General features: G+C 72.7%; 29 protein-coding genes. 13 read left to right on the top strand and 16 right to left on the bottom strand.

Going from position 1 to position 25,511, the window contains the following annotated elements; genetic code table 11:
- Positions 1–7: 7 nt before the first annotated feature.
- From mftC to mftA, 3 genes are read right to left on the bottom strand one after another with little or no spacing between them, the layout of a single operon-like run.
- Positions 8–1,186 carry a mycofactocin radical SAM maturase gene (mftC, locus tag RBJ65_RS23570; RefSeq protein ID WP_306319143.1) on the bottom strand — a complete coding sequence of 393 codons (1,179 nt, stop codon included), beginning with the start codon at positions 1,184–1,186 and terminating at the stop codon, positions 8–10.
- Positions 1,183–1,512: a mycofactocin biosynthesis chaperone MftB gene (gene mftB, locus RBJ65_RS23565; RefSeq protein WP_306319142.1), complete on the bottom strand. Its 330-nt coding sequence runs from the start codon at positions 1,510–1,512 to the stop codon at positions 1,183–1,185. The genes mftC and mftB overlap by 4 nt, the downstream gene beginning before the upstream one ends.
- Positions 1,497–1,637 carry a mycofactocin precursor MftA gene (gene mftA, locus RBJ65_RS23560; protein ID WP_306319141.1) on the bottom strand — a complete coding sequence of 47 codons (141 nt, stop codon included), beginning with the start codon at positions 1,635–1,637 and terminating at the stop codon, positions 1,497–1,499. Before mftA ends, mftB begins: the two co-directional genes overlap by 16 nt.
- 95 nt (positions 1,638–1,732) lie before the next feature.
- On the opposite strand from mftA, the gene RBJ65_RS23555 reads away from it, so the two are divergent.
- Entirely contained in the window at positions 1,733–3,283 is a 1,551-nt protein-coding gene (locus RBJ65_RS23555) for a GMC family oxidoreductase (protein ID WP_306319140.1), read from the top strand.
- A 15-nt stretch (positions 3,284–3,298) separates the two neighbouring features.
- Here the strand turns inward: RBJ65_RS23555 and mftR are convergent, their stop codons facing one another.
- On the bottom strand, positions 3,299–3,919 hold the full coding sequence (gene mftR / locus RBJ65_RS23550) for a mycofactocin system transcriptional regulator (protein WP_306319139.1): 621 nt from the start codon (positions 3,917–3,919) through the stop codon (positions 3,299–3,301).
- 142 nt (positions 3,920–4,061) lie between these two features.
- Here mftR and RBJ65_RS23545 point away from each other — a divergent pair, with 142 nt between their 5' ends.
- Complete coding sequence (locus tag RBJ65_RS23545; protein ID WP_372341278.1) at positions 4,062–4,829, top strand: SDR family NAD(P)-dependent oxidoreductase; 768 nt, start codon at positions 4,062–4,064, stop codon at positions 4,827–4,829.
- Here RBJ65_RS23545 and RBJ65_RS23540 read toward each other — a convergent pair.
- Both RBJ65_RS23540 and RBJ65_RS23535 read right to left on the bottom strand, forming a co-directional pair.
- Positions 4,817–5,740 (bottom strand): NAD-dependent protein deacetylase, encoded by a 924-nt coding sequence (locus tag RBJ65_RS23540; protein WP_306319137.1) that lies wholly within the window; start codon positions 5,738–5,740, stop codon positions 4,817–4,819. The genes RBJ65_RS23545 and RBJ65_RS23540 overlap by 13 nt on opposite strands.
- A gap of 84 nt (positions 5,741–5,824) precedes the next feature.
- Positions 5,825–6,589, bottom strand: coding sequence for an SDR family oxidoreductase (locus RBJ65_RS23535; protein ID WP_306319136.1), 765 nt, complete (start codon positions 6,587–6,589; stop codon positions 5,825–5,827).
- A 119-nt stretch (positions 6,590–6,708) separates the two neighbouring features.
- On the opposite strand from RBJ65_RS23535, the gene RBJ65_RS23530 reads away from it, so the two are divergent.
- Positions 6,709–7,122 (top strand): helix-turn-helix domain-containing protein, encoded by a 414-nt coding sequence (locus tag RBJ65_RS23530; protein WP_306319135.1) that lies wholly within the window; start codon positions 6,709–6,711, stop codon positions 7,120–7,122.
- On the opposite strand, the gene RBJ65_RS23525 is transcribed toward RBJ65_RS23530, so the two are convergent.
- Positions 7,010–8,026: a DMT family transporter gene (locus RBJ65_RS23525; protein WP_372341275.1), complete on the bottom strand. Its 1,017-nt coding sequence runs from the start codon at positions 8,024–8,026 to the stop codon at positions 7,010–7,012. The genes RBJ65_RS23530 and RBJ65_RS23525 overlap by 113 nt on opposite strands.
- 68 nt (positions 8,027–8,094) lie before the next feature.
- Here RBJ65_RS23525 and RBJ65_RS23520 point away from each other — a divergent pair, with 68 nt between their 5' ends.
- Positions 8,095–8,976, top strand: a complete 882-nt coding sequence (locus RBJ65_RS23520) for a LysR family transcriptional regulator (protein WP_306319134.1) — start codon at positions 8,095–8,097, stop codon at positions 8,974–8,976.
- Here RBJ65_RS23520 and RBJ65_RS23515 read toward each other — a convergent pair.
- Complete coding sequence (locus RBJ65_RS23515) at positions 8,948–10,519, bottom strand: alpha/beta hydrolase (protein WP_306319133.1); 1,572 nt, start codon at positions 10,517–10,519, stop codon at positions 8,948–8,950. The genes RBJ65_RS23520 and RBJ65_RS23515 overlap by 29 nt on opposite strands.
- Positions 10,520–10,625: 106 nt before the next feature.
- On the opposite strand from RBJ65_RS23515, the gene RBJ65_RS23510 reads away from it, so the two are divergent.
- Entirely contained in the window at positions 10,626–11,570 is a 945-nt protein-coding gene (locus RBJ65_RS23510) for a MerR family transcriptional regulator (RefSeq protein WP_306319167.1), read from the top strand.
- A gap of 11 nt (positions 11,571–11,581) precedes the next feature.
- On the opposite strand, the gene RBJ65_RS23505 is transcribed toward RBJ65_RS23510, so the two are convergent.
- Positions 11,582–11,971: a hypothetical protein gene (locus tag RBJ65_RS23505; RefSeq protein ID WP_306319132.1), complete on the bottom strand. Its 390-nt coding sequence runs from the start codon at positions 11,969–11,971 to the stop codon at positions 11,582–11,584.
- On the opposite strand from RBJ65_RS23505, the gene RBJ65_RS23500 reads away from it, so the two are divergent.
- The 6 genes from RBJ65_RS23500 to RBJ65_RS23475 all read left to right on the top strand — a co-directional run bounded on the left by RBJ65_RS23500 (position 11,970) and on the right by RBJ65_RS23475 (position 17,691).
- Positions 11,970–12,188, top strand: coding sequence for a helix-turn-helix domain-containing protein (locus RBJ65_RS23500; protein WP_306319131.1), 219 nt, complete (start codon positions 11,970–11,972; stop codon positions 12,186–12,188). The two genes, RBJ65_RS23505 and RBJ65_RS23500, sit on opposite strands and share 2 nt — an antisense overlap.
- Positions 12,182–12,697, top strand: a complete 516-nt coding sequence (locus tag RBJ65_RS23495) for an IclR family transcriptional regulator (RefSeq protein ID WP_306319130.1) — start codon at positions 12,182–12,184, stop codon at positions 12,695–12,697. Before RBJ65_RS23500 ends, RBJ65_RS23495 begins: the two co-directional genes overlap by 7 nt.
- Before the next feature lie 40 nt (positions 12,698–12,737).
- Positions 12,738–14,381, top strand: a complete 1,644-nt coding sequence (locus RBJ65_RS23490; protein ID WP_306319129.1) for an AMP-binding protein — start codon at positions 12,738–12,740, stop codon at positions 14,379–14,381.
- Positions 14,382–14,413: 32 nt separating this feature from the next.
- Positions 14,414–14,950: a helix-turn-helix domain-containing protein gene (locus RBJ65_RS23485; RefSeq protein ID WP_306319128.1), complete on the top strand. Its 537-nt coding sequence runs from the start codon at positions 14,414–14,416 to the stop codon at positions 14,948–14,950.
- 88 nt (positions 14,951–15,038) lie between these two features.
- Positions 15,039–16,181: an aminotransferase class V-fold PLP-dependent enzyme gene (locus tag RBJ65_RS23480; RefSeq protein ID WP_306319127.1), complete on the top strand. Its 1,143-nt coding sequence runs from the start codon at positions 15,039–15,041 to the stop codon at positions 16,179–16,181.
- Between the two features lies 1 nt (position 16,182).
- A complete protein-coding gene (locus RBJ65_RS23475; protein ID WP_306319126.1) occupies positions 16,183–17,691 on the top strand; it encodes an amino acid permease in 1,509 nt (502 codons plus the stop codon).
- Positions 17,692–17,721: 30 nt separating this feature from the next.
- Here RBJ65_RS23475 and RBJ65_RS23470 read toward each other — a convergent pair whose 3' ends face one another.
- Both RBJ65_RS23470 and RBJ65_RS23465 read right to left on the bottom strand, forming a co-directional pair.
- Complete coding sequence (locus tag RBJ65_RS23470; protein WP_306319125.1) at positions 17,722–18,114, bottom strand: VOC family protein; 393 nt, start codon at positions 18,112–18,114, stop codon at positions 17,722–17,724.
- A 17-nt stretch (positions 18,115–18,131) separates the two neighbouring features.
- Entirely contained in the window at positions 18,132–19,418 is a 1,287-nt protein-coding gene (locus RBJ65_RS23465) for an NADH:flavin oxidoreductase/NADH oxidase family protein (protein ID WP_306319124.1), read from the bottom strand.
- A 122-nt stretch (positions 19,419–19,540) separates the two neighbouring features.
- On the opposite strand from RBJ65_RS23465, the gene RBJ65_RS23460 reads away from it, so the two are divergent.
- Positions 19,541–20,128, top strand: coding sequence for a TetR/AcrR family transcriptional regulator (locus tag RBJ65_RS23460; RefSeq protein WP_306319123.1), 588 nt, complete (start codon positions 19,541–19,543; stop codon positions 20,126–20,128).
- A gap of 72 nt (positions 20,129–20,200) precedes the next feature.
- On the top strand, positions 20,201–20,776 hold the full coding sequence (locus RBJ65_RS23455; protein ID WP_306319122.1) for a MarR family winged helix-turn-helix transcriptional regulator: 576 nt from the start codon (positions 20,201–20,203) through the stop codon (positions 20,774–20,776).
- On the opposite strand, the gene RBJ65_RS23450 is transcribed toward RBJ65_RS23455, so the two are convergent.
- Genes RBJ65_RS23450 through RBJ65_RS23430 form a run of 5 tightly spaced genes read right to left on the bottom strand, consistent with a single transcriptional unit; the run spans position 20,773 to position 25,413 of the window.
- A complete protein-coding gene (locus RBJ65_RS23450; protein ID WP_306319121.1) occupies positions 20,773–21,516 on the bottom strand; it encodes a gamma-glutamyl-gamma-aminobutyrate hydrolase family protein in 744 nt (247 codons plus the stop codon). The two genes, RBJ65_RS23455 and RBJ65_RS23450, sit on opposite strands and share 4 nt — an antisense overlap.
- A gap of 42 nt (positions 21,517–21,558) precedes the next feature.
- Positions 21,559–22,164 carry a TetR/AcrR family transcriptional regulator gene (locus tag RBJ65_RS23445; protein ID WP_306319120.1) on the bottom strand — a complete coding sequence of 202 codons (606 nt, stop codon included), beginning with the start codon at positions 22,162–22,164 and terminating at the stop codon, positions 21,559–21,561.
- Positions 22,165–22,201: 37 nt separating this feature from the next.
- Positions 22,202–23,047: a fumarylacetoacetate hydrolase family protein gene (locus RBJ65_RS23440; protein WP_306319119.1), complete on the bottom strand. Its 846-nt coding sequence runs from the start codon at positions 23,045–23,047 to the stop codon at positions 22,202–22,204.
- Between the two features lie 19 nt (positions 23,048–23,066).
- Positions 23,067–23,954 (bottom strand): 3,4-dihydroxyphenylacetate 2,3-dioxygenase, encoded by an 888-nt coding sequence (locus tag RBJ65_RS23435; RefSeq protein ID WP_306319118.1) that lies wholly within the window; start codon positions 23,952–23,954, stop codon positions 23,067–23,069.
- Positions 23,947–25,413 carry an aldehyde dehydrogenase gene (locus tag RBJ65_RS23430; protein ID WP_306319117.1) on the bottom strand — a complete coding sequence of 489 codons (1,467 nt, stop codon included), beginning with the start codon at positions 25,411–25,413 and terminating at the stop codon, positions 23,947–23,949. Before RBJ65_RS23430 ends, RBJ65_RS23435 begins: the two co-directional genes overlap by 8 nt.
- Positions 25,414–25,511 lie beyond the last annotated feature (98 nt).

The following is a 25,511-nucleotide window of genomic DNA, read 5'->3' as shown; positions in this document are numbered from 1 at the left end:
CTCCTCGTCAGGGGGCGGCTGGGCTGAGTCCCGCGACGGGGTTCTCGTCGCATTCGCTGACCGGTGGGCGTCGCGTGAGCGGCACGAGCACCGGGCCCGTGCGGTGGGAGTGGTCGCCGGACGGCTTCGGTACGTGCCCGGGTGTGCGGTCGGCCAGGAGTTGCTCGCCGTATCCGCGTACGCACTCGGGGTCGGGCCCGTCGAGCGGCAGGCCGGTGAAGAACTTCGCGGCCATGCAGCCGCCCTTGCAGGTGTCGTAGAAGGCGCAGGAGGCGCAGGCCCCGCCGTGCTGCGGTTGGCGCAGCCGCTGGAAGAGGTCGGAGGTGCGCCACACACCCGCGAAGCCGCCCGCGTCACGCACACTCCCCGCGAGGAACTCGTCGTGGATGGCGAACGGGCAGGCGTACACGTCACCGACGGGGTCGATGAGACACACCACGCGGCCGGCGCCGCACAGGTTGAGGCCCGACAGCGGCTCCCCGTACGCGGAGAGGTGGAAGAACGAGTCACCGGTGAGGACTTCGCCGTCGTGCGCCACCAGCCAGTCGTACAGCTGCCGTTGCTGTGCGGGCAGCGGGTGCAGCTCGTCCCACACGTCGGCGCCGCGTCCGGAGGGCCGCAGGCGGGTGAGGCGGAGTTGGGCGCCGTACCGGTCGGCGAGGGCCTTGAAGTCGTCCATCTGCGGGATGTTGTGCCGGGTGCAGACGACGGACAGCTTGAAGTTCTTCATGCCCGCGTCGGCGAGGTGGCCCATGGCGCGCAGCGCGGTGTCGTACGAACCCGCCCCGCGCACCGCGTCGTTGACGTCGGCGGTGGCGCCGTCGAGGGAGATCTGTACGTCGACGTAGTCGTTCGCGGCGAGGCGGCGCGCGACGTCAGGGGTGATGCGCACGCCGTTGGTGGAGAACTTGACGCCGACGTGGTGGGCGGTGGCGTAGTCGAGGAGTTCGAAGAAGTCGGGGCGGACGGTCGGTTCGCCGCCGCCGATGTTCACGTAGAAGACCTGCATGGCTTTGAACTCGTCTAGGACGGCCTTGGCCTCGGCGGTGGTGAGCTCGCGGGGGTCGCGGCGGCCGGAGCTGGAGAGGCAGTGGGCGCAGGAGAGGTTGCAGGCGTAGGTGAGTTCCCAGGTGAGGCAGATCGGGGCGTCGAGGCCGTGCTCGAACAGGTCGACCAGGCGGGTCACGGTGCCGGGCTCCTTTCGACCAGCATGGCGGAGCGGGCCAGGACGGCGAGGGCGCGCGCGTACCGCTCGGTACCGGCTTCGCTCACACCGGCACGCGCGCAGGCCGCGCGGGCGGTGGGGGACGTCGGGAGCTCCTGGACGACGGCGAGCAGGGTTCGGTCCTTGAGGAAGGACAGCTTGCGGGTGCCGAAGTGGTAGAGGAGCGCGCCGAAGGGTTCGGGCCTGACCGACACCTGGGGGTGCACGTCCCAGGCGCGGTCCAGGTCGAGGGTGGGGCCGGGGGTGGGGACGGGTGGCGTGGCGGCCACGGTCAGTACACGCCGCACATGCCGTCGATGGAGACCTCCTCGACGAGTTCGTCGGCCTCGATGAGGGGTTCGTCCGCGACGTCCGAGGCCGTGGTCATGGTCTCCTCGGGAGCGGCGGCGGTGGCTTCGAGCAGTTCGTTCATGCGGAACTCCCGTTCAACTGTGGCGGGTTGAGAGTGTGCGCGAACGTGGTCGAGGGTATTGGCATGCGATGCCAAAAGAAAGGGGGACGGATCCGATGAGGCGCGCCCGGCCCGATGTAGTGGTGGTCGGCGCCGGTGGCGCGGGCGCCGTGCTGGCGGCGCGGCTGAGCGAGGACGCCGACCGGAACGTGCTGCTCCTGGAGGCAGGCCCCGCTCCCCCGCCGACCGCCTTCGACCCGGCGCTGCTGGACGCGCGTCTCGTTCCGGGCGCCCAGCCGGACCACCCCGCAACCACCTCCCACCCGGTGCGGCTCACCCCGCGACGGCCGTGGTCGGTGCCGCGCGGCCGGGTGCTGGGCGGCTCGACGACGGTCAACGGCGGCTACTTCGTGCGGGCCAGGCGCGCGGACTTCGACCGGTGGGCCGCGGCCGGTCACCCGGCCTGGGCGTACGAACGGGTGCTGCCGCTGCTGCGCCGCCTGGAGCACGATCTCGACTTCGGTGGCGGCGAGGCGCACGGGGACGGCGGTCCGATGCAGGTCGGCCGTGGCGCGCCCGGCACCCGGCCGCACCCCGCCGCCGCGGCCTTCCGTGACGCCGCCGCCGAACTGGGTTTCCCCGCCGAGCCCGACAAGAACGACCAGGGTCCGCCCGGTTTCGGGCCCGTGCCCTCGAACTCCGTGGACGGGGTACGGCGCAATACGGCCCTCGCCTACCTGTCGCCGGAGGTGCTCGCGCGCCCCAACCTGACGCTTCTCGCCGGGTGTTCGGCGCGTCGGGTGGTCGTCGGGGGCGGGCGGCGCGCCACGGGTGTCGTGGTCGAGCGCGACGGGGTGCTGGAGGCGTACGACGCCGGGTGCGTGGTGCTGAGCGCCGGGGCGCTGGCCACACCGCACCTGCTGCTGCTCTCCGGTATCGGTCCGCGCGCCGATCTCGTACGGGCCGGTGTCCCCGTCGTCCACGACTCCCCCGGCGTCGGGGCCCACCTCGCCGACCACCCCCAACTGGCCCTGGACTGGCAGCCCCACGACGACCTCGCCCCGCCCGCCACCACATGGCTGGGCGGCTGCCTGCACCTCAACTCCGGTTCAGGCGACGGGCGTTCCCCGGGTGACATCGAGATTCTGCAGTCCCTGGTGCCGATGGCGGGGCTCGTCGGCGGGACCGTGGGCGTGCCCGGTGCGCCGCTGTCGTTCCTCGCCTCCGTCCAGACGCCTCGCCCCACCGGCCGGCTGCGGCTGCGCTCCGCCGACCCGAAGGTCCCACCCGCCGTCGACTACGACTACCTGCGCGACGGCGAGGTGGCGCGCCGCCTGCGCGTGGCCGTCCGGACGACCGCCGACCTGCTCGGGACGGCCGCGTTCGGCAAGCTGGGCGGCGGCCCGCTCGCCCCCGGCCCGGCCGTCCTCGACCACGACCGCGCGCTCGACACCTGGATCCACGACCACCTCGGCACGGCCCAGCACACGTGCGGCACCGCCCCCATGGGGTCGGTCGTCGACCAGTTCGGGCGGGTGCACGGGGTGCGCGGGCTGCGCGTGGCGGACACGTCCGTGCTGCCGCACACCCCGCATCGGGGACCGGCGGCGACGGCCGTGCTGATCGGCGAGCTGATCGCGGACGCGATGCGCCGCGAGCTGCCGTGACTCCTGCACTGCGGCTCAGCGGCCGAGTCCGTCCTCCAGGTGCCGGATCGCCGCGTCCAGCAACTCGCCGAGCTCCGATCCGGGCACCGCCAGCCAGTGCTCGTACGCCGTGACCGCCGCGGCGAGGACCGTGTGGCCGTACAGGCGAGGCAGTACGTCGGAGGGGGCGAGGCCCAGGCGGTGGGCCGCGAAGTCGGTGACGATGGCGCGCCACGAGGCGTACCGCAGCGTGGCGTCGGCCTGGAGTGTGGGCACGGTCAGGATGAGGCGCATGCGCTGCCGGTGCCAGGGCACCACGGACGGGTCGAACCGGTTGAACTCGACGACGGCCGCCCGCAGCTCCGTCATGATCGGGACGTTCGGGTCCGCGCCGCTCAACAGCGCACGGAACCCGGCCAGTTGCTGCTCGAAGTCGCCCCACACGAGGTCGTTCTTCGACGCGAAGTACCGGAAGAAGGTCCGCCGGGCGATACCGGCCGCGCCCGCGATGTCGTCGACCGTCGTGTCGTCGAAGCCCTGCCGAGCGAAGAGTTCGAAGCCGATGCGTTCCAGGTCGGCCCGGGACGTGGCACGCGGACGGCCGCCCTTGGACGGGCCTTCGACACGCTCCGCCACGCCGCTCGTCGGGGGCTCCACATCCGCTCCTTCGTCCTGGGGTCGCAAGATACATCCCTTCAACTCTTCGGCCGCTACGGATATATACGCAGGCATGACGAACACGGACAGCGTCACGGACAGGGCCGTGGACACGGACAGGGACAGGGACACGGCCAGGGACATGGACTTCGCCACCCGTAAAGGCGCCGCGCTCGTCGCGGGCGGCACCGGCGGCATCGGCGCGGAGATCGTCCGTACGCTCGCCGCGCGCGGCAGCACGGTGCTGTTCAGCTACCGCTCGAACCAGGAGGCCGCCGAAGCCCTCACCGCCGAACTCCGCGCGGGCGGCGCCCAGGTGGAGTCCGTACGAGCGGACCTGACGGACGAGGACGAAGCGGCGGCCGCCGTCCGCTCGGCGGTCGACCGGTTCGGCGCGCTGCACACCCTGATCCACGCGGCGGGGGCGCACGTCCCGATGGTGCACCTGAGCCGCGTGCCGCCGTCCCAGTACCGCCGGCAACTCCACACCGAGGCCCAGGCGTTCTACAACCTGACCCACCCGGCCCTCGAACCCCTCCGCGAGACGGCGGGGAACGTCGTCGCGGTCACCACCGCCGCCACCCACCGCTACCCGGTCCGCGACGGACTGTCCTCCGGCACCAAGGGCGCGGTCGAGGCCGTGGTCCGCGCGCTCGCCGCCGAGGAGGGCCGCTACGGGGTGCGCTTCAACTGCGTAGGACCCGGCATGCTCACCGACGGCATCGCCGCCCGCCTCATCGAGGACGGCGAACTCGACGACGCCGCCCTCCAGGTGACCCGCCGCAACATCCCGCTGCGCCGCTTCGGCAGCGCGCGGGACATCGCGGAGGCGGTGGCGTTCCTGGCGTCGGACCGGGCGGGGTTCATCACGGGGCAGCACCTGGCGGTGGACGGCGGCTACACGGTCTGACGTCCGTCACCCGGGTCGGGGTCCCGCACCCGCTTCACCACATCCCGCAGCGCCTCCCCCAGCGGCAGCTCGACGCGCACGCCCCAACGGTCGCCGCGCGTGGGCTGGTTGTTGACGATCAGCACCGGGGTGCCGGCCGCCGCGGCCTGGCGCACGAAGCGCAGCCCGGACATCACGGTCAGCGAGGAGCCGAGGACGAGCAGCGAGTCGGCGCCCTCGACGAGCCCCCGGCAGACGTCGACGCGCTCGGGCGGCACGTTCTCGCCGAAGAACACGACGTCCGGCTTGAGCACCCCGACGCCGCAGGCCGCGCACGGCGCGACGCGGAACTCGCGGACGGCCTCGTCGGGGAGGTCGACGTCGCCGTCCGGGTTGACGCGCGCGGACCGGTGCCGCTCGGCCTCCGCCTCGAAGCCCGGATTGGCCTCGCGCAGCCGCCGGTCGACCTCGGCGCGGGTGGTGAAGGTGCGGCAGTTCAGGCACACCACACGGCTCAGGCTGCCGTGCAGCTCCACGACGTCCCGGGCGCCCGCGGCCTGCTGCAGCCCGTCGACGTTCTGCGTGATCACGCCGGTGACCAGGCCCGCTCCGGCGAGTTCGGCGACGGCGAGGTGCCCGTCGTTCGGCCGCGCCCTGATCATGGCCCGCCACCCGAGCTGGCTGCGCGCCCAGTACCGCTGCCGGGCCTGCTCGCTGCCGGTGAACTCCTGGTACGTCATGGGGACGTGCTGCCGGCGCAGCGATCCGTGCTCCCCGCGGTAGTCCGGGATGCCCGACTCGGTGGAGAGCCCGGCCCCGCTCAGTACGACGACGCCGCCCGCCCGCACGGCCTCGACGACGGGCGCGAGGTCGGTGGTGGCGGGCGGCAGGTCTCCGGACGGTTCCCAGGTCAGGGTGGGTCGGGTACGCATGCAAGCCAGCTTACGTACGCGCCCTCGCGGATGCGGTGGATGCGGTGGATGCGGTGGACGCGGCGGACGCGCCTGTCCCGTGGCTCAGGCGGCCTGCTGCTCCGGGTGGACCTGCTCGACGCGGTCGCGCGCGGTGTACATGTCCCAGTAGTGCGCGGCCAGGTCGTCGGGGTCGACGACGGCGAAGCCCGCAGGCAGGGACTCGGCGGCGTTCTCGCTGATCTCGCTGCGGTCGATGAGCGCGGCGACGGAGAGGGTGCCCGCGTAGGCGCCGACGTCGGCCAGCTCGCCGTTCAGGGCGTACAGCCAGTTGCGGGCGGCGGCCATCAGCACCCCGATACCGCTCAGGTACGGGCGCGGCTCCACGGCGGTGTGCCCGGTGGTCATCAGGAACGCGCCGTCACCGCGCTCGGTCCACTCAGGCAGCACGGCTCGAACCACCTCGACCGGGGTGAGCAGCAGCAGCGGACCGTCCTTGCGGAGCATGGCGGCGTCCACCTTGGTGGCGGGCGAGAAGGCCTGGTCGCCGCTGATCGGCCCGTACTCGATGACGTCGATGCGGCCGAAGCGCGCGCGGACGGCCTCGATCAGCGCCGGGATCCGCTCGGGGTCGGAGAGGTCGGCGGTGAATCCCGCGGCCTCGATGCCTTCGGCGGTGAGCTGCTCGACGAGCGCGTCGAGGCGGTCCTTGCGACGGGCCACCAGCGCGACGCGGAAGCCCTCGCGGGCGAACCGGCGGGCGACGGAGGCGCCGAGGCCGGGGCCCGCGCCGAAGATCGCGATCACTTTGGACGTGGCGGACTTGGCGGACTTGGCGGATGTTACGGACGTGGCGTTGGCTGCGGGCATGGTGCTCGTTCTCCTTGCAGGGCTCAATTCCTACGTTTTGTGCGCAGCCCCATGATGGGTGAGTATGGAAGCCGCTACAAAAGGCACACGGGTGTGCGTAGAAGAGAGGAATGTGCGCCATGAAGGCCACGAAAAGCCCCGCCGCCACCCCGCTCGCGGTCGCGGTCGCCGGCCCCTGCGCCGGGATCCCCGTCGAGCAGGTGGCCTCCATCCGGCAGATCCTCGACCGCGTCGGCGACAAGTGGAGCCTGCTGGTGATCGCCGTGGTCGAGGCGGGGCCGCTGCGCTACACGGATCTCCAGCGGCAGATCCCCGGCATCTCGCAGCGGATGCTGACCCTCACCCTGCGCCAGCTCCAGCAGGACGGCCTGATCAGCCGCACCGCGTACGCCGAGGTGCCGCCGCGCGTCGAGTACGAACTCACGCCGATGGGTCGTGGCCTGCGGGACATCGTGACGCGGCTGATCGAGTGGGCGGCCGAGCACCACGAAGAGATCCACGCCCATCGGGAGCGTGCGGCCGCGGACGGGTAGTGCCCACCGCGACCGCGTTGGCCACGACGATGACGGCGATCGCGGACCAGGCGAGGTGGTCGAGGTGTTGGCCGAGGACCAGCATCCCGACGAGGGCCGCGAAGACCGGGTTGACGCTCATGAAGACGCCGAAGAAGCGGGCGGGCACGCGGCGCAGCGCCAGCAGGTCGGACAGGAACGGCACGGCCGACGAGAGCACTCCGGCGGCAAGGGCGCAGAGCAGCGCCGCGACCGTCGGCGGGTGCAGCCACAGCACCGCGACGCCGACCGGGAGGTAGAGGAGTCCGGAGACCACGGCCGCGGCGGCCGAGCCCTGAACTCCGGGCAGGCGGTGGCCGACCGCCCGGTTGAGCAGGATGTAGCAGCCCCAGCACGCCGCGGCGACCAGGGCGAGCGCGATGCCGACGTAGTCCGTGCTGGGCCGTGGCCGCGTGAGCACGACGACCGCCGCCGCGGCGGCCAACGCGCACAGCAGGTCGACGCGGCGCCGCGTACCGGCGAGGGCGACGGTGAGCGGCCCGAGGAATTCGAGGGTGACCGCGAGGCCGAGGCCGATCCGGTCGACGGCCGCGTACAGCGTCAGGTTCATCGTGCCGAAGACCGCGGCCAGCGCGAGAACGAGGCGCCACTGGGCGCCGGTGAAGGAGCGCGGCCGTGGCCGCCCCGCCGCCAACAGCACGGCGGCGGCGACCCATTGACGTACGGCCACGACGCCCACGGGCCCGATCACGGGGAAGGCGAGGGCCCCCAGGGACGCGCCGACCTGGTTCGAGAGGCCGCTGCCGAGCATCAGGGCGACACCGCCGGCGCGGACGGTGGCGGGGGCGGGTGCGGTCGCGGGCCGCGTGGAATGGGGTGGTGTCGGTGGTGTCGGTGGTGTCGGTGGTGTGGGGGTCGTCGCCATGGTGCGAGATTCGCGGCACCCGGCGGATACGCAAAATGCATCTCACGTCTCTCGCATACGCTGAGCGTATGGATGAAGGCAGCGGCCTGGCGGGCCTCGAACTGCGGCATCTGCGGTGCCTGCTCGCGATCGTCGACACGGGCGGCTTCACGGACGCCGCGATCCAACTCGGCGTCTCCCAGGCCTCGGTGTCGCGCACCCTGCACGCCCTGGAGACGGTGCTCGACGTACGCCTCCTGCACCGCACGAGTCGTAGTGTCACGCCCACCACCGTGGGGGTCCGCGTCGTGCACCGCGCCAGGCAGCTGCTGTCGGAGGCCGAGAATCTGGTGCGCGAGGCGACGACGGGCCACTCCCGGCTGCGGATCGGGCACGCCTGGGGCGCCTTCGGGCGGCACACCACGGAGTTCCAGCGCCGCTGGCACGAGCGCCACCCCGATGTCGAGCTGCTGTTGGTGCGGCACAACAGTCCCACGGGAGGCCTCGCGGAGGCGGTGTGCGATCTGGCCGTCGTACGTCACCGGGCCGATCTGCGCCGCCGGTACGCGTCCGCCGTCGTCGGCCACGAGCCCCGCTATGTGGTCATGGCCACGGACGACCCCTGGGCCAGGCGCCGCCGCATCCCCCTCGCGGACATCCGCGAGCGCACGGTGGCCGTGGACCGGCGCACCGGCACGACCACCGCCGACCTGTGGCCGGGCGATCCGCACGGCGCCATCGAGTACACGGCCGACGTCGACGACTGGCTCGCGGCCATCGCCACGGGCCGCTGCGTCGGTGTCACGCCGCAGGCCACCCTCGCCCAGTACCGGCGCGAGGGGGTCGTCTACCGCCCGGTGTCGGGCGCGGATCCGGTGCCGGTGCGGGTGATATGGGACGAGCGGGAGCCGCACCCCAGCACGCACGCGGCGATCGCCCTGCTCAGCGAGTTGTACGGAGCTTCGGCGTGAGCTTGAGGGTGAGCCCGAGGGAATCCAGCACCCGCCCCATCGCCTCCCGCACCGCTTCCCGTGCCCGGTCACTGTGGTCGAGGCCCTCGAAGGCGTGCGGCGCGTCCGGTACGTCGATCACCTCGACCGGCGCGCCGCCCGCCGCGGCCGCCGCGACGAACTCGGCCACCGTCGCCGCGACCGCGGAGGCCTCGCGCCCGACGCGGATGAGCACGAACGGCAGGGTGCCACCGCGTGCCACGACGTCCGCGGGCCGGAACCGGGGATCGTTCACGCCCCAGCCGGGCAGCGGCGCCATGATGGGGTAGCTCGCCGCCACGCAGCGCAGCCACGGGGGCGCCTCGCTCAGCCACGGCGCGGTCAACGGTCCGCCGCCGGAGAAGAACCACAGCGCGATCCGGTCCGCGTCCACCCGCGGATCGGCGCGCACCTCGGCGACCGCGGCGGCCAGGTCATCGGCCGCCGCCGGGTACGCGGTGACCGCGTGCAGCCGGTGGTCGAGGGTGACACCGATCGCGCCGTGGGACGCGGCGAGGCGCGCGTAGCCGACCATGGTCGGCCAGTCACGGGGTGTCGGCCGCGCGGCCTCCGGCACCGGCCCGCCGTGCACGATGACGATCGCGGGGCGCGGCTCCCCGGCCGCCGCACCCTCGGGCACGTACAGGTCGATGGTGCCGTGCCGTTCGCGGGGGATCTCCGGTACGTCGAGGAGGAACGGCCGCAGGTATCCGGACCCGGCGGGCTCGGCGGACTCGTCCTCCGCCACGGGTTCGAGGCGGGTCCCTTCGTCGGCTGCCGCGCGCAGCAGTACGTCGGCGAGTTCGGCGGGGCAGGACAGCATCGGCCAGTGCCCGGTGGGCAGTTCGAAGAAGGTGACGTCGGGGCGGACGAGGGCCTGGATCGCCGGGTCGCCGAAGCTCAGCAGCATGCGGACGGCATCGATGGTCGCACCGCTCTCCGCGCAGAGCACGCCGGTGGTCGGCAGCTTCTGTGCCGCGCCGGTGAGCCGCAGCGGTTGCAGCAGGGTGCCGAGGGGGTGGGGCGAGGCGTGCGCGGTCAGCCGGGTCAGGGCCTCGTCGGACAGCCCCGCGGTGCTCCCCCAGCGCTGCCACTCCTCCCGGGCGGGGACCGGCAGCGCGCCCTCGGTGCCCCCGTCGGTGTCACCGTCGGTGTCGCCTTCGGCGGCGAGGCGTTCGCGCAGCTCCTGGTCGGGTACCGCCGCGAGGCCCAGGGCGCCGTCCTGCACCAGGCCCGAGTCGACGTACACGATGCGCGCGATCCGCTCGGCCCGCCGGTCTGCGGCGCCCAACGCCGGGTACACGCCGTAGTCGTGTCCGACGAGGACGATGTCCTGCCCCTCGACAGTGTCAGCGGCAGCGGTGTCGATGGCCTCGACGACCCGAGCGATGTGGGCCTCCAGGCTCGTAGCGGTTCCGAGATCCGCCACGTGCACCCTCGCGCCCTCGGCCGCCAGTGCCCCCGCTGTCTCACGCCACACCTCCGGGCCCGTGAACAGGCCAGGTACCAGCACGAACTCCGTCATCTCCACGCCCTCCATCGGTGGTTGTCAGTGGTGGCGGGTACGTTAGGAACTCCCCTTGAGGGAGGTTCAAGTGCCAGAGTCCGTGTCCGTGTCCGTCTCCGTGTCCGTGTCGGCGTCGTCCGACGGCCTGTGGAGCATCGGTGAGCTCGCCGCGCGGGCGAACACCACCGTGAAGACGGTCCGCTTCTACTCCGACAAGGGCCTGCTGCCCGAGCGCACCCGCAGCACGGGCGGACACCGGCGGTACGGCGGCGAGGCCCTGGACCGGCTCCGGCTGATCCGCTCGCTGCGCGGGCTCGGCCTGCCCGTTCCCGAGGTGCGCCGCATCGTCGACGAACGGGCCGGGGCGCAGGGCGCGTTGGAGGACGCCGTCGCGGGGCAGTTGCGCACGCTGGGCTCGCGTCTCACCGCGCTGCGCTGGCAGGAGGCGGCGCTGCGGCTTGTCCAGGAGTGCCCGCCGGACGAGCGCGCGGACCGGCTGCGGCTCGTCGGCGCCCTGGACACACCGCCGAGCACGGCGCCGCTGGCCCGGTTCTGGCGGGCGTGGCTGCCGCCCCGGATGCCGGCCGCGTCGCGAACGGCCTTCCTGGAAGCGGCCGTTCCCGTGCTGCCCGAGTCACCCTCCCCAGCTCAGGTGCTCGCCTTCGCCCGGCTGTGCGCGCTGGTGTCACGGCCCTGCACGCCCGACACCGGCCCCACCCAGCCGGCCGCACACCACACGGCGGGCGCGCGGGAGTCCGCCGTGCTGTACGCGGGGCTGGCCGAGTCGTACGACCTGGCGGCCCATCGAATACGGGCGGGCGACGCTCCCGTTCCGGGCGAGGCCCTCGACTGCTTCGTCACGACGTACGCGAGCGTGGCGCACCACCGTGACACCTTGGCGTTCCGGCGCGGCCTCGCGCGGCAGCTCTCCGCCGATCCGCGGCTCGACCCGTACTGGGACCAGGTGGCGCGGCTGACCACCGCCGAGGGGGCGCGCCCGGAGCCGACTCCGGGCACGGCCCACGACTGGCTCCTCGCGGCGCTGGACACGCAGCTCGCGAGCGCCTGAGCCGCCCGGGTTCACGTCCGGTCCGGCCCGGGGAACAGCGGCGAAGGCGTGTGCTTCGCCGTGGGCAGCCGGAGGGTGGGCAGGTCGCTGGGCAGGCTGGGCTTCGACGGTGACAGGTCGGCCAGCTGCCAGACCGTGGCGGTCGCCATGCCGCCCGTCGCCGCGACGGCGACGGCCCCGGTGAGGAGCTGATGCCACAGCAGCGTGCGGGTGCGCGGCGCGCCGCGCCGCGCCGCTTCTCCGGACCGGCCCCGCATGGATCTCCCCCACCGCACGTCGTACGCACCACACTTGGCGCTCCCGGTCAGCACGCCCGCCAGGGAGGCGACCACCATGACGACACCGGCCACGGCCGACACCCAGGGGCCGTGCCCCGCCCCGGTCTCGATGATCGAGCGCATGACGGTCATCCTCGACGCGTTCGACCCGCACACCCCGAGCCTGTCCCTGCTCGACCTCGCCGACCGCACCGGCCTGCCGCGCTCGACGCTGCACCGCATCCTCGACCAGATGATCCGGCTGCGCTGGCTCACCCACCCCACGGGCGGATACCGGCTCGGCATGCGCCCGTTGGAGCTCGGCGGGCGGCGGGGCATCACGAGATCCGGGACGTGGTGACACCCCTGCTGCACGAGATGTGCCGGCGCACCGGGCTCGCCGGGCACCTCGCCGTGCTCGACGGGCGCGAGGTGGTCTTCCTCGACAAGGCGGGTGGGCGGAGCGCGGCCCGGCTGCCGACGCGGCTCGGCGCCCGGCTGCCCGCGCACACGACGGCCGTCGGCAAGGCCATCCTCGCGACCCTCAAACCGGGCCTGGTGGACTCGGCGTACCGGGGCGCGCTGCCGCTCGGCACGGCGCGCAGCCTGCGCACGGCGGCCGAGCTGCGGCACGAACTGGCCCGGATCCGGGCGCGCGAGGGCCTGGCCGTCGACAACGAGGAGACGCTGTCCGGCATCCGCTGTGTCGCCTCCCCGCTACGCGGCTGCGGCCCCGCCACGGCGGCGCTGTCGCTGTGCGGGGACCGTCAGGCGGTGGACTTCAAGGAATTGGCGCCGCTCGTGCACGACCTCGCGGGCGAGGCGCGGCGCGCGCTGTTCCCGCGGCTTGGGCGGCACCGGACGGGGTAGGGCGGGTCTCGGGACCCCGCTCTCCCGCAAGGAGGACGACATGCACTCCACGGACGACGCCGCGCACTCCACGAACGCCGCGGCACACTCCACGGACGCCGCGCCGCCATCCGTCGCCGCCCTCGACGGCCTGTCGTACGAGCCGCTGAGCCCGACCGCGTACCTGGACCGCGCCGCCGCCGCGCACGGCGACCGGATCGGTGTCGTCGACGGTGAACGGCGCTGGACCTACGCCGAGTTGCGCGAGCGCTGCGTGCGCCTCGCGGGCGGCCTGGCGCCGCTGGCCGACGGGCGGCCCGTGGCGGTGCTCGCGCCCAACACCCACGTACTCCTGGAGGCGCACTTCGGGGTGCCGTGGGCCGGGGTGCCGCTCGTGGCGGTGAACACGCGCCTCGCGGCGGCCGAGGTGGCGTACATCCTGGGGCATTCGAAAGCGGCGGTGCTGATCCACGACCCGGTGTACGACGTCCTGGTCGACGACGCGCTCGCCCGCCTCGACGGGCCGGCGCCGCACCGGATCCGGGCGGGCGCCGAGTACGAGGCGCTGCTGTCCGGCGCCGAGCCGCTGCACCGCACGCCCGCCGACGAGCGCTCCCTCCTCGCCGTCAACTACACGTCGGGGACGACGGGCCGCCCCAAGGGCGTGATGTACCACCACAGGGGCGCCTATCTGCAGTCGGTGGCCATGGTCGGCCACACGGGCCTCAGCCCCTCCGCCGTGCACCTGTGGACGCTGCCGATGTTCCACTGCAACGGATGGTGCTTCCCGTGGGCGGTGACCGCGGCGGCTGCCACCCATGTGTGCCTGCCGAAGCTGGACCCGGCGGAGGTATGGCGGCTCATCCGCGAGGAGGGTGTCACGCACCTGAACGGCGCGCCCACCGTCCTGTCGATGATCGCCTACGCCGAAGAGGCGGCCCCGCTCCCCGAGTCCCGCACGATCCGCATCGCGACCGGCGGCGCCCCGCCGTCGCCCGCGATCCTGCGCCGCACCGCCGAGTTGGGCTTCGACGTGACGCACTTGTACGGGCTCACGGAGACGTACGGTCCGGCGATGCTGTGCGACTGGCGCCCCGAGTGGGACTCCCTGGACGCCGCCGCGCAGGCCCGCCTGAAGGCCCGCCAGGGCGTCGGCAACATGATCTCGTGCACGGCCCGCGTGATCGCCGACGACGGCTCCGATGTCCCGGCGGACGCCACGACGACCGGCCAGATCGCGCTGCGCGGCAACAACGTCATGCTCGGCTACCTGCACGACCCGGAGGCCACGGCCGCGGCCGCGCCCGACGGCTGGTTCCGCACCGGTGACATCGGCGTCGTGCACCCCGACGGCTATGTGGAGCTGCGGGACCGTTCCAAGGACGTCATCGTGTCCGGCGGCGAGAACATCGCGTCGGTCGAGGTCGAGCAGGCCATCATGGACCACCCGGCGGTCCTCGAAGCGGCGGTGATCGCGGTCCCCGACGAACGCTGGGGCGAGGTGCCGGCCGCGTACATCACCCTCCGGGAGGGCGCCACGGCCACCGATACGGAGATCATCGAGCACGTCCGCGAGCGCCTCGCCCGCTTCAAGGCCCCGAAGACGGTGACCTTCGGCGAGCTCCCCAAGACCTCGACCGGAAAGATCCAGAAGTATGTGCTGCGGGAGAAGGCGTGGGCCGGGGCGGGGCGGCGCATCAACTGATGCGGGGCGGCGCATCCACTAATCTCGCCCCCGTGATCGGCAATCGGATACGCGAGCTGCGCAAGGCCCACAAGATGACGGTGCGGGAGCTGGCGACGCGGGCCGGGGTGTCGACCGGGCTGGTCAGCCAGGTCGAACGCGGACTCACCGACCCCAGCCTGGAGAGCCTGCGCCGCCTGTCCACCGCGCTCGGCATGCCGCTCTTCGACCTCTTCCGGCAGGACGAGCCGGACGAGGTCGCGGTGGTGCGGCGCGAGCGCCGGATTCAAGTGCGGTCGCCGGAGGGCGGGATCGAGTACACGCGGGTGTCGGCCGGCTCGGCGCGCCTCGAAGTCCTGGAGGGGACGCTGGAGCCCGGCGGGGCGTCCTCGGAACGCCCCTACAGCCATCCCTCCGAGGAGTGCGTGCTGCTGCTCAGCGGCAGCCTCGTCGTCGAAGCGGGCGGCGGGCGCCACGAGTTGGGACCCGGCGACAGCTGTACGTTCGACTCCCGCGTGCCGCACCGGTACGTCAACGAGGGCGAGGGCACGGCGCAGTTCCTGGTGAGCGTGACTCCACCGAGCCGCTGACACGACACACCCATTGACGCGGCACACACCCGGCTGGTTCCATCACCCGCACTGAACATGTTCACCGGGACTGAATGCGAGTCACCCCGTGCCGATCGCCGCCCCCGAGCACTTCCGCGAACGCTTCCCCTCCCTCAAGGACACGGTCCACCTGGCCAGTTGCAGCCAGGGCGCGATGTCCGAGCACACACTGACGGCTCTCCAGGAGTTCCAGTGGTCGATGCGCGAGCACGGGGCGCCGTGGGGTGTATGGATGGGGCAGGTCGACGCCGCGCGGGCCGCGTTCGCCGCGCACATCGGTGCCACCACGGACGAGGTCGCGGTGGTCGGCTGCGCCTCCGAGGGCGCGTACCAGGTGGCGTCGACGCTGGACTGGTCGCGCCGACCGGGCCTGGTCACGACGGACATGGAGTTTCCGTCCGTCGCGCATGTGTGGTTGGCGCAGGAGCGGCGCGGCGCGCGGGTGCGGCACGTGCCGGACGAGGACGGGGTCGTGCCCGCCGCCGGGTACGCGGCCGCGATCGACGACTCCACGAACCTCGTCTCCGTCCCCCTGGTGTCGTACCGCAACGGCGTCCGGCTCCCGGTGGCCGAGACGGTCCGCGCGGCGCGCGCCGCCGGGGCGCGTGTCTTCGTCGACGCGTACCAGGGACTCGGCGTACTCCCCGTGAACGTAAGGGAGTTGGACTGCGACTACCTGGTGTGCGGCGCCCTGAAGTATCTCCTCGGTGTCCCCGGCATGGCCTTCCTGTACGTGCGCGAGGGTGTGCGCGACGAGGTGGCGCCGCAGCTGACGGGGTGGTTCGGGCGGGTCGATCCGTTCGGCTTCGATCCGCGGACGCTCGACTTCCCGGACACCGCGCGGCGCTTCGAGACCGGCACCCCTTCGATCCCGTCCGCGTACGCCGCCGCGGCCGGCCTTCGTACGCTGGCGGAGGTCGACGCCAAGGACGTCGAGGCACATGTCCGCGCGCTCACCGCGTACGCGCACGAGCGGCTCTCCGCGGCGGGCGAGGCCCTCGCCTCGCCCGCCGACCCCGAACTCCGTGGCCCGCAGGTCGCGTTCGCCGATCCGGCGCCGGACGCGCTGGCCGCCGCGCTCGCCGAACGGCGCATCGTCACGAGCCCGCGCGGCACCCTGCTGCGCGTCTCGTTCCACTACTACAACACCCCTGCCGACGTCGACGCGCTGATCGCCGCGCTCGCCGAGATACGCGCGAAGGGCCACTGACATGCCCGACGCCCCCGGCCCCGGCTCGGCGCCGCCACCCACGCCGCCACCTCAGGACCACGGCCTGAAGCGTGCGCTGACCGGTCGTCAGCTCAGCATGATCGGCCTGGGCGGTGCCATCGGCACGGGCCTCTTCCTCGGTTCGAGCCTCGCCATCTCCGCCGCGGGCCCGGCCACGGTCATCGCCTATGTGGTCTGTGCGTTGATCGCCCTGGTGATCGGCTGGGCGCTCGCCGAGATGACGTCGGTGCATCCGGCGGCCGGGTCCTTCGGCAGCATCGCCCGGCACTATCTGGGCCCGCTCGCGGGGTTCGTGATCCGGTGGACGTACTGGACGATCCAGGTGATCGCGATCGGCGGCGAGGTGATCGCGGCCGGCATCTATGTGCGCTTCTGGTGGCCCGAACTCCCGCTCTGGCTACCGGTGGTGGCGTTCTCACTGCTCATCCTCGCGGCGAACGCGCTGAGCGTGGGGGTGTTCGGGCGCCTGGAGTACTGGTTCTCCACCATCAAGATCACCGCGATCGGTGTCTTCGTGCTGCTCGGCTGCGCGTACGTGTTCCTCGGCCTGCCCGGTCACGCGGCGGTCGGCACCACGAACCTGTCCGGCCACGGCGGCCTGCTGCCGCACGGCATGTCCGGGCTCGCGACCGCCTTCGTCTTCGTCATCTTCAGCTACATCGGCACCGAGATCATCGCGGTGACGGCGGCCGAGTCCGAGGACCCGGTGCGCGACATCCCGCGCGCGGCCCGGCGGATGGTGGTCCGCCTGGCGCTCTTCTACGTCCTGGCGATGGCGGTCGTCGTCACCGTCGTGCCGTGGACGCGCACCGCGAAGGGCGGCGATGTCACGGCGAGCCCCTTCGTCCAACTCTTCGACGTGGCGGGCATCCCTGCGGCGGCCGGAATCATGAACTTCGTCGTGCTCAGCGCCGCCCTGTCCAGCGCCAACGCGAACACCTACCTGGCCACCCGCATGATCCACTCGCTTGCGGTGGACCGGCACGCGCCGCGGCCGTTCGCGCGGGTCGGGCGACGTGGTGTCCCGCACCGGGCGCTCGCCGTCTCCGGCGTCGGGCTCGGCGCGGCGGCGCTGCTGTCGGTGCACTCCGAGGACACGGCGTACATCATGCTGTTCGGCATCTCGGTGTTCGGCGCGCTCGTGGTGTGGATCCTCATCCTCGCCAGCCACGTGGCCTTCCGCCGCCACCGCGTCCGGCACGCCCTGCCCGCCTCCCCGGCCCGGCTGCGCGGCGCGCCCTTCACCACCGTCGCGGCGGCGCTCGCCCTTGCGGCGATCCTCGTGTCGACCGTGTTCATCGAGGGCCTGGAGGACTCCTGGAAGGCGGGGTTGCCGTTCTTCGCGGTGCTTGTGCTGGTGTACCGGTTCGGGGCGCGCCGGTACGAGACGGCGGCGGCGCTGCCGGACAGTACGGCGGCGGAGCGTGGCGTGGTGCCGGGTACGCGGGCACCGGCGGACGGGACGACACGGGCGGACCGGTCCGGGTAACGGATCGGTCCGAGTTCCCCGCGTAGGCGGTCAGTCCTGGTAGTGGGCGCGCCCCTCGTCGTCGATGCCGACGTCGCCCTCCTCGGGCAGGATGCAGAACTCGTTGCCCTCGGGGTCGGCCATCACCAGGAATCCGCCCTCGTCGTACTCCTCCAGGCGCCGCCCGCCCAGCGCCTCGACCCTTCGCTGCTCGGCGGGCAGGTCCGGCGAGGTGAGGTCGACGTGCATGCGGTCCTTGCCGGGCGTGGGGTGCGGGTTGCGCTGGAACCCGAGGACCAGGCCGTCGGTGCGGCGCAGCCAGATGTACGGGCCCGGCCGGCTGTCGATGGGCCGGTCCAGCAGCTCGGACCAGAACGCGGCCAGCCGCTCGGGGTCCTCGGCGTCGATGACGAGGGCGGTGATCTGCATCGGTGCTCGGGTCATGCGTTCATGGTGGTGCCTCACCGCTGGCGCGCAACCCGCCTCCCGGGTTCGCCGCCGGGCGCGTCGGTGTGCCGTGTCGTGGTGAGCCAGGTGCGGTAGCGGCGCAACGCCCGGCGCTGGCGGCCCTGTTCGCAGAGCAGGGCGCGCGCCGGGTGGGTGCCCGGCGCGGGCGTCCGGCCGTGGGCGATGCGGCGCATCTGGTGGCGGACCTGCGCCATGCTCGCGGCCGAGGCGAGCGCCTTGTCGGACCAGGTCACCGCCCGCAGGTCCCGGTCCGCCTCGCGGCCCGCGCGCCAGCGTTCGGGCAGGTCGGGGGTGACGGAGAGGGCGGTGCCGATGCCGACGAGCGCCACGCCGCTGTCGAGGACCCGCTCCGCCGTCTCGCGGCGGGTGATACCGCCGGTGAGCATGAGCGGCACCGGACTCGACCCGACCAGGTCCTCGGCCAGGTCGAGGAAGTAGGCCTCGCGGGAGCGGGTGCGCTCGTCGGCGGGGCGGCCGGTCATGGCGGGGCTCTCGTAGCTGCCTCCGGACAGTTCGACGAGGTCGACACCGAGGGGTGCGAGCATCTCGATGACCTGGCGTGCGTCGTCGGCGTCGAAGCCGCCGCGCTGGAAGTCGGCGGAGTTGAGCTTCACGCCGACGCCGAAGGCGGGCGAGACGGCGGCGCGCACCGCGCGGACGATGTCGAGGAGCAGCCGGGCCCTGTTCTCCAGCGAGCCGCCCCAGTCGTCCGTCCGCTTGTTGACCAGCGGCGACAGGAACTGCGACAGCAGATAGCCGTGCGCGGCGTGGATCTCCACGCCGTCGAAGCCGGCCTCCTCGGCGCGGCGGGCCGTCACCGCGAAGCGCTGCACGGTGGCGTCGATCTGCTCGGGCGTCATGGCGACGGGCCGGCCGAACCGGCCGCTGTGCCTGCCCAGGTCGACGCCGACGTCGGAGGGTCCCCACACCACGCCGGGCATGCCGGACTGCACCTGCCGGCCGGGGTGGTTGATCTGCATCCACATCGCGCCGCCGCCGGACTTGCCGGCCTCGGCCCACTCGGCGAACGGCTCCAGCGGCGCGGCCTCGTCGAGCACGACGCCCGCGGGTCCGGTCAGGGCCTCGGCGTGCACCATGACGTTGCCGGTGATCAGCAGTCCGGTGCCGCCCGCGGCCCAGCGCCGGTACAGCGCCAGGAGGTGCGGTCCCGGGAGTTGGCCGTCGTCGGCCAGGTTCTCCTCCATGGCCGCCTTCGCGATGCGATTGCCCAGGACCTGGCCGGATCGCAGGGACAACGGCGAGAACAGCTCGCTGGTCATCCGAATCCCTCTCTCATCTGTCTCATCCGAGTCATCCGCCTCAATGACTCTGCCGTACGATGTGTGCACCGCTCACATTAAGCGGAGAATGTAAGCGGTGCATACATGAAAGGGCGTGACCTGTGCCACAAGCGACCGCGTACCACCATGGCGACCTGCGCGCGGCCTGTCTGCGGGCGGCCCGCGAGCTGCTTGAGGAGGACGGCAGCGCCGCGCTGTCGCTGCGGGCCGTCGCGCGGCGTGCCGGGGTGTCCCCGACCGCGCCGTACCGGCACTTCGCGGACCGTGAGGCGCTGGTGTCGGCGGTCGCGGCCGAGGGCTACCGCGAGCTGGCCGAGCAGCTCGCCGCCGCCCACCCCTCCCCCACGACCGCCGACGAGATCGCGGACGTCGCCGTCGCCTACGTCCGCTTCGCGCTCGACCACTCCGCCCTGTTCCGCGCGATGTTCGCGGAGCCCTGCGACCCGGGCAACGAGGAGCGGGTGGCCGCGACCGCCGCCATCGAGGACTACGTCCGCGAGACCGCCCGCCGCGCCTTCCCCGACGCCGACCCGGACGCGCTGTGGACCTCGGTGTGGGCGCTCGTCCACGGCCTGGCGTTCCTGTACCTGGACGGCAAGTTCGACGCCTCATCCCCGGACGCGGTCGCCGGGCAGGTCCGCACGGCGTTCCTGGCACTGTTCACCACGGAGGGTCGGCGCTCCCTGTGACGCTCCCTATAATTTGAGCCCGAACGTATGGCCGCCCGGCTCGCACCTCGGCGGCGGCGAAGGAGTGTGAGCGTGCCCGGCGAACGATCCATCAGCGCGGCCGAGAAGCTGGCCGAGGCGAAGCTCGGCGGGCTGCCGATCCGGCATGAACAGATGGCCGTGGTGGCCAATATCCACCGCGCCGCCGCGGCCGTGCGGCAGCACCTGGAGAACTCGGTGCTGCGCGAGTCCGACCTCACCTGGACCGCGTTCGTGGTGCTGTGGGTGGTCTGGGTGTGGGGCGAGTCGGAGACCCGGCACGTCGCGGAGGAGGCCGGAATCTCCAAGGGCACGCTCACGGGTGTCGTCCGCACCCTGGAGTCGCGCGGGCTCGTGCGCCGCACCGGCCACCCCGAGGACGGCCGCCTCGTGCTGCTCAGCCTCACCGACGCGGGCGAGGAGATGATGACGGAGCTGTTCCCCCGCTTCAACGACGAGGAGGCGTTCGTCGCCGGGCAGTTGGACGACGCCGAGTGCCGCTCCGTCGCGGACGCGCTGCGCCGCGTCGTGATGCAGGTGGAGCAGCACGGCGAGGAGCGCAGGCTCGCACTCCTCGACGGCGCGGAGCCGGCGCCCCGCCGCAGCGGTCGCCGCCCCGCCAAGGGCTAACCCACCCGCGCCGCGCCCGCCGCCACCAGCGCGTCGAACAGCCGCTGCTGGGTCGGGTCTTCGTGGGCCGTGTCCTCGGGGTGCCACTGCACCGCCAGGAACAGGCTGTCGTGGGTGGGCAGTTCGAGGGCCTCTACGGTGTCGTCGGCGGCGCGGGCCGTGATGTGCAGGCCGTCGCCCGGCCGGTCCACGTGCTGGTGGTGGTAGCAGGACGCCTCGGCCTTCTCCGCTTCCGTGGCCCGGGCGATCGCCGAGCCGGGAGCGAGGGCCACCGGGTGGCGTACGTGGCGGTGTTCGCGGTCGGGGCCGCCCATGTCCTGGTGGAGGGTGCCGCCGAGGGCCGTGTTGACGACTTGCAGGCCGCGGCAGACGGCGAGCAGCGGCGTCCGCGTGGCGAGCGCCTGGCGCGCCAACTCCAGGTCGAACGCGTCCTGTTCGTCGTCCACGTCGTACACCGCCTCGTGCGCGTGGGACGCGCCGTAGCGGTGCGGGGCGAGGTCGCCGCCGCCGGGCAGGAGCAGCGCGTCGAAGCGGGTGAGGCGGGCCGCGACCTCGGCGGGGTCGGCGGTGCCACCGGGGGCGTGCGGGTGGATGGTGGCGGGTTCGCCGCCCGCCCGCCACACGGCCTCGACGAGGGCGCGGGCGTTGACCTCGGCGGCGTGGCGGAGGGCGGAGGTCGTCGCGGAGAAGCGGGCCGGTATGGCGATCAACGGACGTCGTGCGTAAGGCAGTTCGCTCACTAGTGGTTCCATGTCATCTTGAGGTCGATGTATCCATGGGTGTCAGCCGCGCGCCAGGTCCGACAGGAGTCCGCGCAGCCGGGTCAGGGCCTCTTCGGTGACCTCGCGCTCGCCGAAGACGAGCTGGTGCAGGACGAGTCCTTCGAGGGCGGCGAAGACGAGGCGGTACGTGCCGCGGTCGACGGGCGTCGGCAGCATCCGGTCGAGTTCGCGACGGGTGGCTTCGAAGTACTCCTCGTACAGGTCGCGCAGGTGCGGGAGGAGTTCCGGCCTGCGGCGCGCTTCGAGCAGCAACTCGTACTGGAACGCCTGGAGTTCGGGGTCCGATTCGACCATGTCGACGAGGCCGGCGGAGAAGTCCTCGGGGTCTCCCGTGCCGACGTCGAGGGAGCTGCTGCCGAGCGAGGAGTGCACGGCGTGGCTGACCGCCTCCTCGATGAGCGCGTCCCGCGAGCCGAAGTGGTGCACGACGAGCCCGTGGGTGACTCCGGCCTCCTGCGCGACGGCCCGGTAGGTGAGCTTCCGCAGCCCACCTTGGGCCACCACGCGGACGGCGGCGTCGAGCAGGGCGGTGCGGCCGGTCCCGTAGTTCTTGACGCGTTTACGGGACCGGCTCTGGTCACCGGTCGGCTCGACGGAGTCGGACATGGTGTCGAGCCTACCGGCCCGGACGGCGCCGCCCATGTCAGCGCTTCGGCGGCCTGATGCCACGGAACTCCCAGTCACCGCCGAGCGCCGTGGACAGGACCTCCTCGGACTCGGTCGGCTGGGCGCCGACGTCGGTACGGATGGCGGTCGGCCCGGTCACGATGTGGTTCGTGAGGCGGCCGAGGCCCTCGACCTCCACCTCGACGACGTCACCGGGCTGGACGGGGCGGGAGTTGGCGGGCGTACCGGACAGCAGCACATCGCCCGGGTGGAGCGTGATGGTGCGGGCGATGTCGGCGACGAGGTAGTGCATGTCCCACTTCATCTCGTCCGTCGAACCGTCCTGCACCACCTCCCCGTTGACGTACGTGCGCAGCCGCTTGCCGTGGAAGTCCCAGTCGGTGACGAGTCCTGGGCCGAGCGGGCACAGGGTGTCCGAGCCCTTCACACGGAGCATGGAACCGGCGTCGGTGTCCCGGAAGTCGTGCAGGCCGTAGTCGTTGGCGACGGTGTATCCGGCGATGTGGTCACCGGCGTCGGCGGGGGCGATGTTGCGCGCGGTCCTGCCGATGACGATCGCGACCTCCCCCTCGTAGTTGAGCCACTTGCAGCCCTCGGGGCGGACGACGGCGCCCTGGTGGGAGTTGAGGGCGGAGGTCGGCTTGTGGAAGTACGTGGGTGTGTCGGGCAGACCGATCCGGAACTCGTCGACGCGGCTGCGGTGGTTGAGGTGCACGGCGATCACCTTGGAGGGGACCACCGGGGGCAGGTGGTGGGCCTCCTCGGTCTTGACGCGGCGGCCGTCGCCCGCGACGAGTTCGTCGCCGTCGACGGTGACCTGGACGGCGGCGCCTTCGAGGAGGATGCGGCGGTATTCGGGCATGGGACGTCTCCTTGGGAAGTCAGCGGGTCCAGCCGTCGGCCGGGCGGTCGAACCAGAGGTGGACCTGTCCGGTGCCGACGGAGTTCTCGTACGCGCCGTACTGGCGGGCCGGGGCGGTGCAGGCGCGCTCGCCGAGGGCGCCTGCCATCATCAGGTAGTGGAAGAACTTGGCTTCCGGCTTGTACGCGGCGAACTCGTCCATGGTGTCGAGAACCCGGTCGTGGCGGCCCTCCTTGAACCACGCGATGCGCTCCTCGTCGGCGGCGCGGGCCCCGGGCGTGAAGATGTGCGAGGGGTCGCTCGACTCGTGGTCGCGCAGTTCGCGCAGCGGCCAGAAGGTGTGCGACAGGGCGCCGGAGGCGATGAGGAGGACGCGGCGTCCTGGGGTGGCGGCGATGCCGTCGGCGAGCGCGCGGCCGAGCCGCAGATGGTCCTCGGTGTCACCGGTCTGGCAGACACCAACGGTGATCCAGCGCTTGTCGGGCAGGCCCTCGCCCAGGAACTTCCACAGGTTGATGGTGGCGTAGTAGATCGGCAGGTACGGGTCGTCGATCGGGGTGATCCAGGTGCCGTGCTTGTCGGCGAACTGGCTGATGTTCTCGGCGAGTTCGGGGTCGCCCGCGAAGTCGTACGGCATGCGGCACATGCCGCGCGGCAGCTCCTCCGACGTGAACAGTCCGGCCCGCCGGCTCTGCGCGGTGACGACGAATTCGACGGTGGTCGCCCAGTGGGAGTCGAGGACGACGACGGTGTCGTAGTCCTCGCGGCCGAAGACCTCTTCACGGAGCTGGCGGAGGCCGGTGACGAGGGTGATCTCCTTGCCCTCGTTCAGCTCCAGGCGGTCGGCCTCCGGCAGCACGATGGTGGGGACGTGGGCGAGGAGGCCCGCTCCGACGATCTCACCCATGGTTGGTCCACCCCTTCGGCGCGGTCACGGTGTTCTTGAGGTCGCAGTAGAAGTCGAAGCTCCACGTGCCGCCCTCGCGTCCGACACCGGACTGGCGGGAGCCGCCGAAGGGTGCCTGGAGGTCGCGTACGAAGAAGCAGTTGACCCACACGGTGCCCGCGACGAGCCGCGCGGTGACACGGTCGGCGCGTTCGGGGTCGCCGGTGGCGACGGTGGCGGCGAGGCCGAAGCGGGTGTCGTTGGCGAGGCGGACGGCCTCGACCTCGTCTCCTGAGGAGAAGGTCTGGAGGGTGAGGACGGGGCCGAAGACCTCTTCCTGGACGATCTCGGAGTCCTGGGCGACGTCGGTGAGGAGAGTGGGCGGGTAGTAGTTGCCCTCACCGCGGTGGCCGCCGATGACGGCGCGGGCTCCGGCGTCGAGGGCGCGCCGCACGAAGCCGTCGATCTTGTCGAGTTGGCGGGGGTGGATGTTCGGGCCGATGTCCGTGGCCTCGTCGCGCGGGTCACCCTGCCGCAGCCCTTCCGCCTTCTCCACGAACCGCCGCGTGAACTCGTCGGCGATCGATTCGTCCACGAGGACGCGGGTGGCGGCGAGGCAGACCTGGCCCGCGTTGTCGTACTGCTCGACGGCGAGGTCCACGGCGAGGTCGAGGTCGGCGTCGGCGAACACCAACAGGGGCGATTTGCCGCCGAGTTCGAGGCTGAGCGGGGTGAGGTTCGGGGCGGCCTGCGCGGCGATGTGCCGGGCGGTGGGCACGGAGCCGGTGAAGCTGACGCGGCGCACGTCGGGGTGCGAGGTGAGGGCGTCGCCGATCTCGGAGCCGTACCCCTGGACGATGTTGACGACGCCGGGCGGCAGGCCCGCCGCCTCGGCGATGTCGGCGAAGAGGGACGCGGTGAGCGGGGTCCACTCGGCGGGCTTGAGGACGACCGTGTTCCCGGCGGCGAGCGCCGGGGCGAGCTTCCAACTGGACAGCATCAGCGGGGCGTTCCACGGCGTGATGAGGACACAGGGGCCCGCCGGGTCCCAGCTGACGCGGTTGGTGTGTCCGCGTGTCTCGAAGTCGTCGTGGCCGAGGCTGTCCGTCAGCCAGTCCGCGAAGAACCGGAAGTTGTGCGCGACGCGAGGCATCACGCCGCGCCGGTGCGAGCGCAACAGCGCGCCGTTGTCGGTGGTTTCGACGAGGGCGAGCTCCTCGACCCGCTTCTCGACACCGTCTGCGAGGGCACGCAGGAGGCGGGCACGCTCGGCGGGCGGGGTGGCCGCCCAGCCCGGGAAGGCCTCCTTGGCGGCGGCGACGGCGGCGTCCGCCTCCGTCTTCGTGCCACGCGCGATCTCGCCGAGCACGGCGCCGTCGATGGGCGAGACGTCGGTGAAGGTGTCGGCGGAGGCGAGGCGTTCGCCACCGATGTAGTGGCGGGTGTCGACGGGGACGCCGGCGACCGTGATGGTGTGCATGTACGGGCTCCTGAGGATGTGGCGGGTATGTCAAGCCCCTGCGGCGATCGAGCAGCGGGGTCCGGGGCGGAGCCCCGGCGGTAGGAACGGACGACCGC

The organism is Streptomyces sp. KL109B (assembly GCF_030766935.1).
Classification (GTDB): domain Bacteria; phylum Actinomycetota; class Actinomycetes; order Streptomycetales; family Streptomycetaceae; genus Streptomyces.
Note: the sequence above shows the minus strand (reverse complement) of the source record. Positions and strands in the feature narration are given on the sequence as shown.